The following is a 16,482-nucleotide window of genomic DNA, read 5'->3' on the forward strand; positions in this document are numbered from 1 at the left end:
TTCTGCATATCAAAATAATCATACCTCATAAAATTCGCTAGCCATAAATTTTTCGTATTATATAGCTAAAAACCGTAAATATTTTTGTAAAAAAGCATAATAAAAAAATAAAATTCCGCATAGTTCTCAGAAAGCATTGAAAAAAATTATTTATTAATATACCATATATTTAAATATCAATATGTTAATATAAAATATAATTTTATATTAATTGCATAATGTGTATCGCTTTTTAATATTATTTTTTAAATTTATAGGAGGTGCCTTTTTATGAAGAACTTAGGATATTATAACGGAGAATTTGATTTAATTGAAAATATGAAAATCCCTATGAATGATAGGGTATGTTATTTTGGTGATGGAGTCTATGATGCCACATATAGCAGAAATCATAAAATATTTGCCCTAGACGAACACATCGATCGTTTTTACAATAGTGCAGGTTTATTGAGGATCAAAATTCCATATACAAAGGAACAATTAAAAGAACTATTGGCTGATATGGTTACAAAAGTTGATTCTGGTGAACAGTTTGTATACTGGCAGGTTACAAGAGGGACAGGAATGCGCAATCATGCTTTTCCTCCAGATGAAGTAAAAGCAAATCTTTGGATAGTATTAAAACCAACAAATATAAAGGACATGTCTCATAAACTAAAGCTAATTACTTTAGAGGATACTAGATTTTTACACTGTAATATAAAAACTTTAAATTTACTTCCAAGTGTAAATTGCAGCACAAAAAACAGAAGAGGCTGGATGCAGGAAGCAGTATTCCATAGAGGAGATAGAGTAACTGAATGTGCTCACAGCAATGTATCTATTATAAAAGATGGAATTTTTAAAACAGCTCCAACAGATAATTTAATTTTGCCAGGTATAGCAAGAGCTCATATTATAAACATGTGTAAAAAATTTGATATTCCTGTGAATGAAACCGCATTTACTTTAAAAGAATTAATGGATGCAGACGAAGTTATAGTCACTAGTTCAGGTCAATTTTGTATGGCTGCATGCGAAATAGACGGAAAACCTGTAGGTGGGAAAGCCCCAGAACTTATCAAAAAACTCCAAGCTGCATTACTTAATGAATTCTTAGAAGCTACAAATTAAATTTAGGGGGAGATGTCTATATGAAGCAAGAAGAATTAACAATATTAAATATAGGCGAAAACTTGGATAATTTAATGAACTTAGATCCAAGAGGATATGGTGTCTGTAGAATTCTATACAGTGCCGCAAGAGAATACACTAAAGAACCTTTAACAATGAATAGTGCTAAAAAATTAGTAAAAACATTAAAAGAAGGCGACTTTGTTTATATAATGACAGGCTTTGTATTGCGCCCATTTAAGAAGGCAGAAATGGATGGGATTGTAAGCACAATGCTTTTGGCAAGAGCTTTAGTAAAAGGCTTCAATGTAAAACCTATAATTTTATGTCCTGAAGATAACATGCGAGCTGTAGAAAACTTGTCATATGTAATTGGACTTCATTTTCATGACAACATTGAAGGCTTAAAGGAATATCCTCTATCAATAGCAGGCATACCTTTCACAAAAAATGATAAAGATGCTGAAAATCAAGCAAATGAACTTATGTCAAAAGGTCTTCCAAGTGCAGTTATAAGTATAGAATGCCCAGGAGCTAATTCTCTTGGTGTTTACCACAATGCAGTTGGATTAGATGTAAGCGAATTAGAAGCAAAGCAGGATATTTTATTCACTAAATTAAAGAAAAAAGGTATTTTAAATATAGCCATAGGAGACCTAGGAAATGAACTCGGCATGGGAACTCTAAAAGAACATTTAGAAGAATATGTTCCATATGCTGCAAAAGGAAGCTGTAACTGTGGCTGTGGTGGTGGAATAATCGCAGATGTAGCAGCAGACAACATTATAACTGCAACAGTTTCAGATTGGGGTTGCTACGGACTTATAGCTGCATTAGCCTATTTAAAGAAAGATTTAAATATAATGCACACAAAAGAAATGGAAAAAGAAGCTATGATTACAGCATCTAGAAGTGGAATGATAGACATGTACGGAGATCTAATTCCTGCTATAGATGGCTGTAACCTAGAAATAAATGTTTCCATAGTTAGTTTAATGAGGGAAACCATAGAATCCTCTATGAAATTAGAAAAGACCTGCTCTACTTGGTTTAAAAAAGTAATTGAACTTGGATTTTATGACGATGATGCTTATAAATATGAAAAATTAAAAAATATAATTTAAGGTGTGGTAAAAATGAATTATTCAAGCATGAAGCCTTATGAGGTTCGTAAATTGATTCGTGAAGGAAAAGTTGTAACACCAACAGCTGGGATGTGTGCAGGGTATGCACAGGCTAATTTGGTTATTTTACCTAAGGAATTAGCCTATGATTTTTTGTTATTTACCCAAAGGAACCCTAAATCCTGCCCAATATTAGAAGTAAGTGACGTAGGTAACAGAAACCTTAAATATCTAGGTGAAGATATTGATATCACAAAGGATATTCCCAAATATAGAGTCTATGAAGATGGTATATTAACTGGCGAATACACAGATATATCAGATTTCTGGAGAGATGACTTTGTAAGCTTTTTAATTGGCTGCAGCTTTTCTTTTGAATCTGAGCTGATTGAGGCAAACATTCCTATAAGGCACATAGAGGAAAATTGTAATGTACCCATGTTTATTACAAATATAGACTGTACACCAGCTGGAATATTTAATGGAAAAATGGTTGTAAGCATGAGGCCGCTTTCTTATGAAAATATAGTAAAATCAGTTTTAGTAAGTGGTGAAATGCCTAAAGTGCATGGGGCACCAGTTCACATAGGCAATCCAGCTGTCATAGGAATAAAGGACATAAATAAACCTGATTTTGGAGATTCCGTAACTATAAAAGATAATGAAGTGCCTGTATTTTGGCCTTGTGGAGTCACTCCTCAAGCAGTGGTTATGAACGTCAAACCTAAGATAGTTATTACACATTCCCCTGGTCACATGTTAATAACAGATATAAAAAATATAGATTTGAAATATTAATCAAGATAAAATTTATTCAAGGAGTTGATAAAGGGGGACTAATACATGGAAGAATATCTTAGAACTTGCGCAATAATAGACTTAAAAGCTATAGAACATAATATAAATGAGGTAAGAAAAAAAATAGAAGACCATGTAAAGGTAATGGCAGTAATAAAGGCTGATGGATATGGTCATGGCGCTATAAAAATAGGCGACTTTCTTAAAGATAAAGTAGATTACTTTGGAGTTGCAACTATAGAAGAAGCTGTAGAACTCCGCAAAAACGGAATAGGTATACCAATATTAATTTTAGGTTATACCTCTCCAAAGCAATATGAAATTTTAGCTAACTATGATATAACTCAAACCATTTACAATCTTGAAATGGCAGAAGAAATATCAAAATGTGGAGTTAAACTTAAAAAGACAATAAAAGTTCATATTGCAGTAGAAACTGGAATGAACAGAATTGGATTTAAAGTAAGGCAAAAAAGCATCTCGGATATTGAAAAAATTATAAATATGGATAATTTAATTGTTGAAGGTATGTTTACCCACTTTTCTTGTGCAGATGAAAAAGACAAAAATTACACTAAACTGCAGGAAGAAAAATATGATGAATTTTTAAAAACTCTTGAAAAAAACAAGATTAATATTGCACTTAAACACATTTGCAATAGTGCAGGAATTATGGAACTTAATGATCACAGATTTGACATGGTTAGAAGCGGCATAATTACATATGGTTTGTATCCATCAGATGAAGTCAACAAGGCTTCTGTAAAATTGAAACCTGCCCTAACCTGGAAAGCTCATGTGATTAATATTTCTGAAGTTTATGAAGGTACTGGTATAAGCTATGGTAAAACTTACATTACAAAGATAAAAACTAAAATTGCAACTATTTCCGTAGGTTATGCAGATGGATATATGCGCGGACTTTCTTCAAAGGGAAGAGTTTTAATTCACGGACAATACGCACCTATACTAGGAAGAATCTGCATGGACCAAATGATGGTAGATATATCACATATAGATGGTGTTGAAATAGAAGATGAAGTAACTTTAGTTGGACAAGATGGTGAAAATACCATTACTGTTGAGGAATTAGCAAATATGGCTGGAAGCTTTAATTATGAATTTATCTGCGGAATAGGCAAAAGGGTAAAAAGGATTTATGTACCATAGCCTATTTTATTATAAATGTACTAACTAAAAGCTTAAGAATGCAAGTACCAAAACTATGCAAGTAATATTTGTTTAGTTCTCAGTTAAAAACAAAAGCAGACACGAATTTATGTCTGCTTTTAGTTTTATTAGGTAACGCGTATGGTTGAGCTTAATAACTCAATAAAAAAATTTCAACTATCTATTCATCAAAAGGAATTCTAACTAAATTATTATAAGATGCTTATATAAATACTAGTTATTTGTATTACAATTACTCTCATTTTTCTTTAAATCAAATCTATGTGAAACAAATCCATATAATGTCCATCCAGCAAAAGTAGCTATAGCACCATATGTCATTGCTTCAAGACCACAACCATAAAGAGCATATAAACTGTATATTGAAGCCACTAAAGCAATAATGTTAGTTGTCTTGATTTTCCCCTCTGGCACTCCCTCTGCTTTTTGTAGTACATTTAATGAACTCATAGATAACAAGTATGGAATAATATTCGTAACTACGGCCAAGTTAACTAGTACGTCAAATTGTTTACTAAGGCTTGGGCTAATTGTCATTAATGAAAGTAAAGTTTGCGCACAAGTAATAATTACCATTGCAACAATTGGAGTACCTGTTTTTGTAACTTTATTAAATATTTTAGGGAAATATCCTTCAACTGCAGAACTTCTAAATACATGTGCTATAGTGAATTGCCATCCAAGTAAAGAACCAAAGCATGACATAACCATAAGTGCAATAACTATTTTTCCTGCAATAGGTCCAAACATAGAAGCGAATGCTAATCCAAAAGGTGCATCAGATTTTAATAATGCTGAATTTGGAACTATACCAGCTATAACATTTGTTGAAATAATATATATAAGTGCGGCACCTATAGTTCCTCCTAAACATGCAATAGGAACATTCTTCTTAGGATTATCAACTGAATCCATGTTTGCAGAAGCTGATTCAAGACCTAAAAATGCCCATAAAGTTATTGCTATTGATTTTCCAATACCATTAAAAAATGAAAAATGATTAGGGTTCCATGCACTTGCATATTGCTTACCACTAAACCAGAACCATCCTATAGTACACATTACTAATACAGGCGCAATTACACCCCATACAGTAACTGATCCAATTTTACCTGTTATACTTGCTCCTCCAAAGTTAAGTACTGTAGCCAACCATAAAGTAAAAATTGTACATAATGCTACTTGAAGTGGTGAAAGTGTTATTCCTAGAAGCACAGCTGCATAACCTACAGCAGAAATTGCTATTGCTGCATTGGCTATTACAAGCGATAAACCATACGTGTAGTTACACATAAAGCTTCCTGCTTTTCCATAAGAATACTCTGCATATCCACCCATACCGCCAGCGTTTCTACTAAACATACCGCACTGAGCAAAAGCATAAGCTAACGCCATTGATCCAACTGCTGTAACTAACCATGAAAGAATTGACATTGTTCCAACTTGAGCTAATTTACTAGGAAGCATTATTATTCCAGAACCCATCATGTTTATAGCAGTTAAGATAGTTAATTGAAGAACGCTCATCTTATTCTTGGTTTTTTCCATAATTCATTTCCTCCCCCTATAACGTTTATTAATTTATTTACAAATCCAACACTTGCATATAGATGAACAACTTGGAACCTTAAAATTATAAATTCCAAGTTTATCCATGTACAGACTACAAAATTTATGTTACTTAGTTTTCTTATCTAACACGTATCCATAGGCATTAATAACGCCATTTTCTTCTTTCAAGTACACTCCTTGAATTTCCGGAGCGAATCCTGGGAACTGATTTATTCCGTCCTTTAATATCAAGAAATATTTTTGTGCTACTTCATTCCACTTTTCTCCTGGAACAACACAGAAAACTCCTGGTGGATATGGAAGTGCACCCTCTAATGCAACTTCACCCACAATATTTTCTAGCCTAACTAATTTAGCATTGTTTCTTACTAATTCCCAGTTAGCCTCTTGAGGGGTAATTGCTTGCTCTGGGAATGAAGCTGCTCTAAATAATTTCTTTTGATATGTTTTTGCATCGCTTTTCTTATAGAAATCATGCATTTCCTGGCATAACGTTCTAATTGTGTATCCGCTATAACGATTTCCATTTTTATTGTAAAGGTTTGGTAGTACTTCACTTAATGGTGCATCCTCTTTTACAAGGTGTTCAAATTTAACCAATAGTGATACAAGGTTACTCATCTTTGTCAAAGTTTCTGCTGGTGTTAATAGGAATAATATGGAATTCAAATCATTCTTTTCTGGTATAACTCCATGCTCTCTTAAATAATTTGCAAGAATGGTAGCTGGGATACCAAAATCTTCGTATTCGCCAGTTTCAGCATTAATTCCTGGTGTTGTTAACATGAATTTATTAGGATCAACAAAGTATTGATTTTCAGCATATCCTTCAAATGAATGCCATTTTTGTCCTGGATAAAACTTGAAGAATTCAATATTATTTGCAATTTCTTCTGTATCATGATCTTCCCACTTCTTTCCACCTACAACTGGTGGGATAAATGGTTTAAATAATGTGCAATTTTTTAGAACTAATTTTCTAGCTTCAATTCCTAGTTTTACACAGTCTGACCATAAACGCTTACCAGCTTCACCTTCCTGTATTCTCGCATTAACATCAAGTGCTGAGAATAGTGGATAAAATGGACTAGTAGAAGCATGTAACATATATGCATTGTTAAATCTTTTATGATCTACATAACGTTTTTGACCCTTGATATGCCTGTCTTTTTTATGAATTTGAGATGTTTGTGAGAATCCTGCCTGTTGTTTGTGAACGGATTGAGTTACAAATATTCCGGGATCGTCCTCATTTAAATCTAATAATAATGGAGAGCAATCTCTCATCATAGGTATAAACTGCTCATATCCAACCCATGCTGAATCAAACAGGATATAGTCACAAAGGTGTCCAATTTTATCAACTACTTGTCTAGCGTTATAGATAGTTCCATCATAAGTTCCAAGCTGGATTACAGCCAATCTAAATGGTCTTTGTGACTTAGCTCTTTCTGGATCAACTTTTGCTGCTAATTTTCTTAAGTATTCTTCATCGAAGCAGTGTGCATCAATACCACCAATAAAACCAAATGGATTACGTGCGGTTTCTAAATATACAGGTCGTCCACCAGATTGAACTAAAGCTGAATTGTATACGGATTTGTGATTGTTTCTATCGAATAAAACTAAATCTCCTGGTGCAACTACGGCATTTGTAACTACACAGTTAGAAATACTAGTTCCATTCATTACAAAATAAGTTTTATCAGCATTGTATACTTTAGCAGCATGTTTTTCAGCATCCATAGCTGGGCCTTCATGAATAAGCAAATCTCCTAATTCAACATCCGCATTACAAATATCTGATCTGAATACATTTTCTCCATAAAAATCATAAAAAAATCTACCTGCAGGATGTTTACGGAAATATTGACCGCCTTGATGTCCAGGACAATCAAATTGTATATTTCCCTTTTCGACATAATTGCTTAATGTTTTGAAAAAAGGTGGCAATACCTTTTCCTCATATTGGTTTGCAGCAGTCTCAATTTCCCTTGAGTAAAGTTTTTCATCAAATTTGTTTCCGTCCATTACATGATAAACTTTCTTAAGAAGTTCACCATCAAGTTTTTCTTTATCTTTTAGAATGACAAATACAGGAATACCAAACTTTGTATTATGTACATTGTTAATTAAGTCTATATCAGAATCAGTTAATACAACTGCTGATACATCTGTATAATCTGTGTTTTCAGCTAAAACTAAGTTTCTATCAGTTGAAAAATATTCTTTAGATTCTTCAGTACAAGCAATTTTTAAATGTTTCATAATTTTGTCCTCCTTTGAGATTTCAAATAAATTCGAAAACCTCTTTCCAATGAAATAAATTCATTCTAATCCAAATATGCCTATAATATACTTATTTTTACACAAAGAATGTATAAATGAATCAGGGGGTCACTATGTTAATCATTTTATTAACGACAGTAATCAAAGCAGTGCTTGTCAATCGCCGTCTAATTTTATTTAAATTTGTATTTTTCAGTTGAAATTAGTTTTCGCATTTATTTATTGTTTTCTTACATGCATATAATACACCTTAGGAGGATACTTCGGATTTGTAATAATTTAAATTGCAAAACGCATGCTTTTATAAAATTTACAAAGATATCTTTATCAAATTGTATATTCTAATGGCTACAGCTAGTTCTTCATAAAAGTGTTTGGTTTTACAATTTTCATTTAATATTTTATTTACTCGTTCTATTCTATATCTTATAGTGTTGCTATGCTGAAATAATTCTTCTCCAGTAGCTTTCATATCTCCATTATTCTCAACATACTTTACAGCAGTTTTTAATAATTCTGTTTCGTGATTTTTATCATAATCAATTAATGGTTCTATCATTTCCTTGTAATATTTCATTACCCATGGATTATCCAAAATTGGAATAATCATTTTATTTATGCCAATTTCACTAAAAAACGAAATTTGCTTTTTGTATATAATTGAATATTTAAAAGCATACAAGCTTTCCTGTATGGCCTTACTCAAACTACCCAAATTTTCATACAAACTGCTAATTCCTATAACATACTCCTTTTCACTAAATCCCCACCATTTAAGTCTTCTCAAAATAATTTTATCAATATCGTTTTGTTTTGCATCTTCAAAGGTATTAATGAGAATATATCCATCTTTATACGGTATAACCTTACTACAAGCTTCCTCCATTTCCTTATCAGAAAAGCTTTTTATGCCTACTAATTTGTTGTTCTTCTTCTTGCAAAACGCTACTATGTTTTGCTCTTTAAAATTTATATTTATCTTATGAGCAATTTTTTTTATGCTTATTTCATTTAAATTTTTATACAAAATATCGTCTATTTTTAGTGCTAGATTTTCATATTCCTTCTTCTCATCAATAGCTTTATTAACGATTACAATTACATCTTCAGTAAACGTATCTTTAAATGTCATAATAGGAAAATTATTTTTATCAGCAAGGTCAATTACTTCATCAGGAATATGATCAAAATAAATATTCTTAATCGCTAAACAGCTTATTCCTACTTTAATCATCATTTCAACAGCTCCATATAATTCATCGATCCTGTCTCTTATTGCAACTAGTGTAGTTAATGCAAAGTCTTCTGGACTAAAATTTTCCTCTATTAGTTTAGGCGTTTCATAATCCCAAACCGCTACATGATTTATTTTATTCGAAAGACCTTTTCTACCAGCAATAACCTCAAAGCCTTGCAATATATCAAGGCTTAAGGCTTCTTTTACAGTTATAGCCATAAAAATTCCTCCCTTAACTCCAATTTTTCATATTATCAAAGTAACAATTATAACAAAAATATGTTTCTGATAATATAAAAAATTTATTTCCTCATCATACGATTTGATATTATTCTTGTATTTAGTCTTTTTCAAATTAAGTTAAATTAAAATTTTTTAATAATTATTGGTTTTTTTTGATAATTGCATATTGTATGCTTAAAATATATGACTTTTTCGATTTTTTTTAGGTTATAAATCGAAATAAGTCATACTTTTAATTCACATTTATTCAAAATTAAAAATATTATTCATTTATTAGCTATATTTAATGACTTTCTCTTATCGTTTTACATTTTTTTTATAAATAATGAAATATCAAGCTCTAATTATTTATAATTTAGCAATTTAATAACGTTATTTGTACAAATACCGAATTAGTTTTTTATAAATTGTAAATAAATACCATAACTTATTAGAATATATTAAATACTACTTAATAAATTATGGTATTATTATAAATTTTTTGTTATTTTTATTCTATTATATTTGTTGACAGCATTTGCAACAAATATTTATTTATGCAATATACATTTTAAGTTATTTTACATTTTATATTTATGATTATAAATTTTTATAAAATGCTCCAATTTTATTTGAATTTATAAGTCCATATTTGTGACCATATACAAAATTTATTTGCCATGCTGTAAATTTGCAAAATAATGTTTGATCAAAGCTATGTATTTATATTCACATTTTTTATTGTTATATTTGCATCAAAAAATACTTAATGTATATTTTTTCATAATCCTTTTTACGGAATTTTTTACATAAGCAAGCCAAATTAATTCTGTTAAACTGGAATTTGTAAATCAGAGTAGGGAGTAGAGTGAAGGATATAATAATAACTAAGATAAGTAAAGTATTCATACCGTAATAATTAATAACATCATCAGGCCATACTATCCCTTTATCATTCTAAAAATAGTAGCTATTATACCCACGCCACACACAAACACAAGAATAATATATACATGTCTCATCCCATAAACAAAAACATCATCCCTTCCGAAAACATAATCCACTACTCTATGTCCCATTTTGATGCTCATGAAATTATATAAAATGGTTGTAGACAAAGTTATTCCAACCATTTGTCCTAAATTTCTTACCAATGAATTAATACTTCCTGCTATACCAAGCTTGTTTTTAGGAACTGTCGACATTATTAAGGAATTATTAGCTGGCTGAAAAAATCCCTGTCCTAAACCTATTAAAACTATACAAAACGCTGCGTCTATTAAAAGAGAATGCTCATTTAAAAATATCATAAATAGAAATCCAATCGTCATAAATATAATCCCTATAAAGGCCAGCAGTTCTGATCCTATTTTATCTGCTAAATCACCTGAAATTGGTGAAATTACAGCTATAATTAATGGCTGCACAATCATAAACATTCCTGCAGTTGAAGAAGACATTTTTAATGTATCCTGTAAATAAAAAGGGATTATAATTATCGAAGAAGCTATACATACAAATGATACAAGTGCACAAAACAAACTTAACAAAAACAGATTATTCTTAAAGATATCAAGCTGTAAAATTGGAAGTTCTATTTTTCTTTGTGATAAAACAAATATTATTAAACAAATTATTGATAAAACAAAGCTTACTATAATCATGGGGTTCTTATACCCAAATTGCTGCTCACCAATTAAAGAACCAAATAAAAATATAATTGCTATAAAATATAAAAAAGCTCCCTTTACATCAAGTTTTTCATCGATATTCTTGCCTTTTGGAAGCACCTGCAATCCTGCCACAAAAGCTATTATACCTATAGGTATATTTACAAAAAATATATAGTTCCAGCTTAAAAACCCTACAATAAGTCCACCCACTGGAGCTCCTATCATAGTCCCAAGTGCAACTCCTGATGCTAAAATTCCCAAAGCCTTTCCTCTTTCTTTTTGTGGGAAAATTTGAGTTATAATTCCTTGATTATTCGCCATATACGCACCTGCCCCTATTCCTTGAATTACTCTAAAAATTACAAGCATAATTAAGGAATTTGAAAGTCCACACATAAGCGATGCAAAAGTAAATATTATAGTGCCAATTTTAAATATCCTCGACTTCCCTTTTATATCCCCTAATCGTCCAAATATCAAAAGACTAGCGCAAATAATCATAACATAACTAGCGACAACCCACTCTATTTGAGCCATATTTACTGAAAGCTTTTTTGCCATTGTAGGCAATGCTACATTTACAATACTGCTGTCAACACAAGACATAAAAGACATTAATACTACTACAAACAAAATAATCCACTTGCTATGCTCCTTATTTTTTTCTGCCAAAATCATTATTAAACTCCCCTCTCTAAAGGATTATTAAGATAAAACCCAACTTATACATTTAGCATATTATTGATATATTAGGCTATAATTGCTATTATTATATTAGCAATATAGTGCTTGTATTTCATTAATTATATTGCTTAATATTAGCATTATTTTGCTATATTATAGAAAAGGAGAAATCCATGAAAAAAGTAATAAAAATTATTTTTATAAAAAAATGCCTGATGAAAATTTTTTTGTAGATATATTTGAAAAAAATCATTATAGCGTAGGAACAGATTTAAGGACACATTGGCATGAGCATATTCAATTTTTTTATTTTACTGAAGGAAAAGCGCTTCTTAGATGTGGCTCCAAAAAAATAGAAGCTTTTGCAAATGACATTGTTATCATAAACAGTACTGAGCTTCACTCTATAGAGAATTCATGTGTTAATTTAAAATACTATGTAATTAGAATTGATTTATCTTTTCTTTTTAGCAATCAAATTGACTCTTGCCAAATAAAGTTTATGACGCCGCTCGCAAACAATGTGATTTTATTTGAAAATTTAATTAGAAATGACACTGAATTTTTGAAGTATATTAATGAAATCATAAAAGAATATTTTTCAAAAGAGATAGGCTTTGAACTTTCCATAAAAGGTTGTACATTTAAATTAATTGCTTTATTATTACGTAATTATATTGCAAGAATTTATACGCCAAAGGAGCTTAACTCTAAAATAATTAAATTAAAACAATTTAGTGAAGCTTTAAATTATATAGAAAATAGCTATACCAAACAAATAACCTTAGATGAACTCGCCACTTTATCACATATTAGTACTTATCATTTTTGTAGACTTTTTAAAGAATCTACTGGGCAAACCGTAATTGAGTACATTAATAATCTTAGAATAAAAAAAGCTAAGGTGCTTTTAAAGGAAAGCAATCTTAATATGACAGAAATAGCTTTAAGCTGTGGATTTAACGATGCAAATTACTTTAGTCGAATCTTTAAAAAGAATACAAATATGACACCTTCAGAAATTAGAAAATATGGGCTTACAGCCAAGCCCCGCATACTTTAGTTTGTATTTACTCTCAGTTATTTGAATTTGCTAACAAAGAGGTTGTTTGAAGTTCTAGAAGGATAATGGGCTTACGCCAAACCCCGCGATTTTAGTTTGTATTTACTCTCAGTTATTTGAATTTGCTAACAAAGAGGTTATTTGAAGTTCTAGAAGGATAATGGGCTTACGCCCAAACAATGTCATCAACTTAAGTAAGCTTCCAATAAATTCAAGTAATATAAAATTTGATTTAAAAAATTATTTTATTAAAAAATAACAACACAAATAATCCATTAGATATTTCAATCTGTTTAAGCGTATGCGAGTATAAACATACGCGGGGTTTGGGCTTTGCCCATTATCCTTCTAGAACCCAAAGCAACCACTTTTTTTTTTAAATAACCACTTAGATTTATAGGATTTTTTTAACGTGACGAAGCATTGTTACTTCACAATTAATTATCTGTTGAATTTTGTTTTAATGCTTGTCCAATAATCGGTATTTTCAAGTCCAAGTCTCCAGATAGCTATGCCGGACAAATTATATGAATTTACTAAATTAAGCTTGTAATTTAAGCTTTGAGCGTTTTCAAACCATACACTATGGCTAATTCCAGTTGAGCTAATATAGTTGAAGTAAGGGGTTTGAGATATATAATCCCAATTTATTGTGCTACCAGTAGTTAAGGCTAAGTTATAGATTCCAGAGATGCCATAGGCTTTTGCTGTACTTGATGACCAATCATACCCATAAGCTGCAGTTCCAAGTAAGATTTTTCCTCTTGGTATAACTGAGGAAGCATATTTGATTACATTCTCTACCCATCCGATAGAAGCTATAGAACCATATGTTCCACCAGGATAATGTTCATCGTAAGTCATTAGTACGATTTGATCAGAAGCATTTGAAAGTGCAGCATAATCATAAGCGCCGCTCCAGGAAGCACTTGAACTATCACTGGTCTTTGCAGGAACTGCTATTGTTACATAAAAACCTTGAGTATGAAGAGTATTGTAAAGTTCATTCATAAAGGTTGTAAGGTAAGTTCTGTCATAGTAGTATATAGCTTCAAGATCTATGTTAACACCTTTATAACCATTGGTTTTTAATGCATTTGAGATGTTGGTTATAAGCCTTGTTCTATTTGAGGAACTTTCTAATAATGTTTTTCCTATTGCTCCATCAAAGTTATTTGTTATCATGGCAAAAGTTTTAATTCCGTAACTATTTGCATAGGTAATTTGATTTAACGGTACTAATCCTGAAATATTCCCATAACTATCTGTTGTATAGGTATTTGTTGCAACTTCATCCAAGGTTGAGGTATTTGATACCATTGAGTTATAAGAAGAAGTATCACCGGAATAATAATAAGTAGTATAGCCTAAAACTAGTTTTTCGAAGTAGATAGCCCAGAAGTTGTAAGGCTTATATGCTTAGAATCTAAAGAAGTACCATAAGAATTATAAGCCTTAACAAAATACCAGTAGGTTGTGTTTGGCTTTAAGGATACGTTTTTATAACTATTAGTAGTTAATGTGGCTATTAAAGTATAATTTGAATCATATGGGGTTGCTCTGTACAATTTATAGCCGACCGCACTATAGGAACTTGTCCAATTTAGCGTAGCTTCACTTGAAGTTAAGTTAGAATATGTAAGCAAAGTTGGAGCTATCGGAACAGAACTTGATTTGTTAGGAGACTTAGCTAAAATATAGTTCGGGTTTAAAATAAGTACAGCAATCACAACTAAAATCATAAAAAGTTTTTTGCAGCAGTTCATTGTAAATCACTCCTTTTTTATATATTAACAGATATATCGACTAAAAACGACAAAAAATTGCTGGAAAATAAGTGGTTATAAGCCTTAAATTTCATTAATAAAATTATTACTATGATAATTTATAAATTTAGTATAATATTATATATATAAGGTTAAGCGGGGGTTTTAAAAATGGGAATGAAAAAATTATTAGTCGTGGTTATTTTTGCTTTTTTAGTTCTTATGTCTAAAACTGTACAAGCAGTGGAAGTGGATACTTTTCCGACTAAAACAGAAGTTGACATGAATAAAGAATGGAAAATTACATTTAATAAACCGATAGATCCTGAATCAATTAATTCTAGCAATTTTAAGGTTATGGATAGTACTAGAGATGTTGGAGTAAAGGTAAAAACTGATAAAAGTGATTCAAGAGCAGTAATTGTTGAACTTCCAACACTTGGGTATGTACCTGGGAAAACTTACACTTTAAATGTAAGCCAAGATGTAAAATGTCAGGATGGAAAAGTTTTAAGCAAACCTATAAAAATGGATTTTACTGTGAGTTCAACTATGGTTGATGGTACAAAATACGATGGCGGTCCTGTGATTTATTCATGCAGTATCTTAAACAAAACGTTATCAGTAAATGACAAGCTTTTATTGAACATAAAATCTTCAGGGGATAAGGTAAAGTACAGAATATTTCTATATAAATTTAATTATGTGGGATATAGATTTGAAAATTACAGAGAGATTACAAATGGATATACAAATGCTGTTGATGCAGCTACCTTTAACTTTCAGTATGATAAACCAATTGATGAAGGAGATTATAAAGTTGTAGTATATGTTAAAAATCAAAACAATATGATTGGAACCCACGAGGATGGAAATACGGATTTTGATAATTACTACACAAATTACTTTAGATGTGTTTCAAACACGATGGTAAGCTCTGGCATGCAAAATATAACTAATAAAAATTACAGTATTGCTTTGGATAAAATAGTAAATGAACAGTTTACCTCAAATTCTTCTAAATATGAAATAAGAACTTACTGGACTTCTGCAAGCAAGAATATTATTTCATATTATATGAATCCAGATAATTTTATGGATGATGTTGGAAAGTATATGTTCATGAAAATCGATAAAACTTTGGATAATGTAACTGCTGATGATTTAAATGCAGTACTTAAAGGAAAAGGGACCTTGGAAGGAATGGGACAAACATTTATTGATGCCGCAAATAAATATAAGATTAATGTTGTATATCTGCTATATCATGCACTTCATGAGAGTAGCAATGGAACATCAAATCTTTCTTCTGGAAACATAAAAGTAAATGGTAAAAGCACATATAATTTTTTTGGGATAAGGGCTGATGACTCAGATCCTGAAAAGCATGGTTCCCAATATGCCTATGATAATGGATGGTTTACTCCAAAGGATGCCATAGAAGGCGGAATTAAATTTATAGCTGAAAATTATATTTATAGTGCAACCCCTGTGTATTCTGATAGAAAAACTCTCTATGCTATGAAATGGAATCCATCATATCCTGCATCTTATCAATATGCTACAGATGTAGAATGGGCTTACACTATTTCTAAATCAATGTATAATTCATTTAAGCAAATTTTGGATAAAAATGTAATAACTTATGAAATACCAAAGTTTCAATAATAATATATATAATAAAACATGGATATAAAGCTGCGTTATGAATAATTTCTTCCTTAAAAAATTTTAAAAATGTATTATATTT

12 protein-coding genes are annotated in these 16,482 nt (G+C 30.7%); 6 read left to right on the forward strand and 6 right to left on the reverse strand.

What is annotated here, in order from left to right; translation table 11 throughout:
- Positions 1-270 precede the first annotated feature (270 nt).
- The 4 genes from AGR56_RS14320 to alr are packed head-to-tail and all read left to right on the forward strand — an operon-like array spanning position 271 to position 4,205.
- Complete coding sequence (locus tag AGR56_RS14320) at positions 271-1,113, forward strand: D-amino acid aminotransferase (protein WP_053242799.1); 843 nt, start codon at positions 271-273, stop codon at positions 1,111-1,113.
- Positions 1,114-1,133: 20 nt separating this feature from the next.
- Positions 1,134-2,237 carry a DUF4392 domain-containing protein gene (locus tag AGR56_RS14325; protein ID WP_053242800.1) on the forward strand — a complete coding sequence of 368 codons (1,104 nt, stop codon included), beginning with the start codon at positions 1,134-1,136 and terminating at the stop codon, positions 2,235-2,237.
- Positions 2,238-2,249: 12 nt separating this feature from the next.
- Positions 2,250-3,035 (forward strand): putative hydro-lyase, encoded by a 786-nt coding sequence (locus tag AGR56_RS14330; protein WP_053242801.1) that lies wholly within the window; start codon positions 2,250-2,252, stop codon positions 3,033-3,035.
- A 45-nt stretch (positions 3,036-3,080) separates the two neighbouring features.
- On the forward strand, positions 3,081-4,205 hold the full coding sequence (gene alr, locus AGR56_RS14335) for an alanine racemase (protein WP_053242802.1): 1,125 nt from the start codon (positions 3,081-3,083) through the stop codon (positions 4,203-4,205).
- 234 nt (positions 4,206-4,439) lie between these two features.
- On the opposite strand, the gene potE is transcribed toward alr, so the two are convergent.
- The 4 genes from potE to AGR56_RS14355 form a co-directional block, all read right to left on the reverse strand.
- Complete coding sequence (gene potE / locus AGR56_RS14340) at positions 4,440-5,774, reverse strand: putrescine-ornithine antiporter (protein ID WP_053242803.1); 1,335 nt, start codon at positions 5,772-5,774, stop codon at positions 4,440-4,442.
- A 129-nt stretch (positions 5,775-5,903) separates the two neighbouring features.
- On the reverse strand, positions 5,904-8,066 hold the full coding sequence (locus AGR56_RS14345; RefSeq protein ID WP_053242804.1) for an ornithine decarboxylase: 2,163 nt from the start codon (positions 8,064-8,066) through the stop codon (positions 5,904-5,906).
- 331 nt (positions 8,067-8,397) lie between these two features.
- Positions 8,398-9,543 carry a PucR family transcriptional regulator gene (locus AGR56_RS14350; protein WP_053242805.1) on the reverse strand — a complete coding sequence of 382 codons (1,146 nt, stop codon included), beginning with the start codon at positions 9,541-9,543 and terminating at the stop codon, positions 8,398-8,400.
- Between the two features lie 944 nt (positions 9,544-10,487).
- Positions 10,488-11,897 carry an MFS transporter gene (locus tag AGR56_RS14355; RefSeq protein WP_053242806.1) on the reverse strand — a complete coding sequence of 470 codons (1,410 nt, stop codon included), beginning with the start codon at positions 11,895-11,897 and terminating at the stop codon, positions 10,488-10,490.
- Between the two features lie 214 nt (positions 11,898-12,111).
- Between AGR56_RS14355 and AGR56_RS14360 the strand changes: the two genes are divergently transcribed.
- Positions 12,112-12,966: an AraC family transcriptional regulator gene (locus tag AGR56_RS14360; RefSeq protein WP_053243345.1), complete on the forward strand. Its 855-nt coding sequence runs from the start codon at positions 12,112-12,114 to the stop codon at positions 12,964-12,966.
- A 441-nt stretch (positions 12,967-13,407) separates the two neighbouring features.
- Here AGR56_RS14360 and AGR56_RS14365 read toward each other — a convergent pair whose 3' ends face one another.
- Complete coding sequence (locus AGR56_RS14365; RefSeq protein WP_242851465.1) at positions 13,408-14,286, reverse strand: glycosyl hydrolase family 18 protein; 879 nt, start codon at positions 14,284-14,286, stop codon at positions 13,408-13,410.
- 53 nt (positions 14,287-14,339) lie between these two features.
- A complete protein-coding gene (locus AGR56_RS22105; RefSeq protein ID WP_242851466.1) occupies positions 14,340-14,732 on the reverse strand; it encodes a fibronectin type III domain-containing protein in 393 nt (130 codons plus the stop codon).
- Between the two features lie 171 nt (positions 14,733-14,903).
- On the opposite strand from AGR56_RS22105, the gene AGR56_RS14370 reads away from it, so the two are divergent.
- On the forward strand, positions 14,904-16,400 hold the full coding sequence (locus tag AGR56_RS14370) for a glucosaminidase domain-containing protein (RefSeq protein ID WP_053242807.1): 1,497 nt from the start codon (positions 14,904-14,906) through the stop codon (positions 16,398-16,400).
- Positions 16,401-16,482: the final 82 nt, after the last annotated feature.

It is taken from the genome of Clostridium sp. DMHC 10 (assembly GCF_001270375.1).
Classification (GTDB): Bacteria; Bacillota; Clostridia; order Clostridiales; family Clostridiaceae; genus Clostridium_S; species Clostridium_S guangxiense.

Excerpts from the sequence above, each read along its gene's own strand:
- AGR56_RS14355 (WP_053242806.1), bottom strand. The coding sequence starts at position 11,897 with ATGATTTTGGCAGAAAAAAATAAGGAGCATAGCAAGTGGATTATTTTG.
- AGR56_RS14320 (WP_053242799.1), top strand. The coding sequence starts at position 271 with ATGAAGAACTTAGGATATTATAACGGAGAATTTGATTTAATTGAAAAT.
- AGR56_RS14360 (WP_053243345.1), top strand. The coding sequence starts at position 12,112 with ATGCCTGATGAAAATTTTTTTGTAGATATATTTGAAAAAAATCATTAT.
- AGR56_RS14345 (WP_053242804.1), bottom strand. The coding sequence starts at position 8,066 with ATGAAACATTTAAAAATTGCTTGTACTGAAGAATCTAAAGAATATTTT.
- AGR56_RS14325 (WP_053242800.1), top strand. The coding sequence starts at position 1,134 with ATGAAGCAAGAAGAATTAACAATATTAAATATAGGCGAAAACTTGGAT.
- AGR56_RS14330 (WP_053242801.1), top strand. The coding sequence starts at position 2,250 with ATGAATTATTCAAGCATGAAGCCTTATGAGGTTCGTAAATTGATTCGT.
- AGR56_RS14365 (WP_242851465.1), bottom strand. The coding sequence starts at position 14,286 with ATGGTATCAAATACCTCAACCTTGGATGAAGTTGCAACAAATACCTAT.
- AGR56_RS14370 (WP_053242807.1), top strand. The coding sequence starts at position 14,904 with ATGGGAATGAAAAAATTATTAGTCGTGGTTATTTTTGCTTTTTTAGTT.
- potE (WP_053242803.1), bottom strand. The coding sequence starts at position 5,774 with ATGGAAAAAACCAAGAATAAGATGAGCGTTCTTCAATTAACTATCTTA.
- AGR56_RS14350 (WP_053242805.1), bottom strand. The coding sequence starts at position 9,543 with ATGGCTATAACTGTAAAAGAAGCCTTAAGCCTTGATATATTGCAAGGC.
- AGR56_RS22105 (WP_242851466.1), bottom strand. The coding sequence starts at position 14,732 with ATGAACTGCTGCAAAAAACTTTTTATGATTTTAGTTGTGATTGCTGTA.
- alr (WP_053242802.1), top strand. The coding sequence starts at position 3,081 with ATGGAAGAATATCTTAGAACTTGCGCAATAATAGACTTAAAAGCTATA.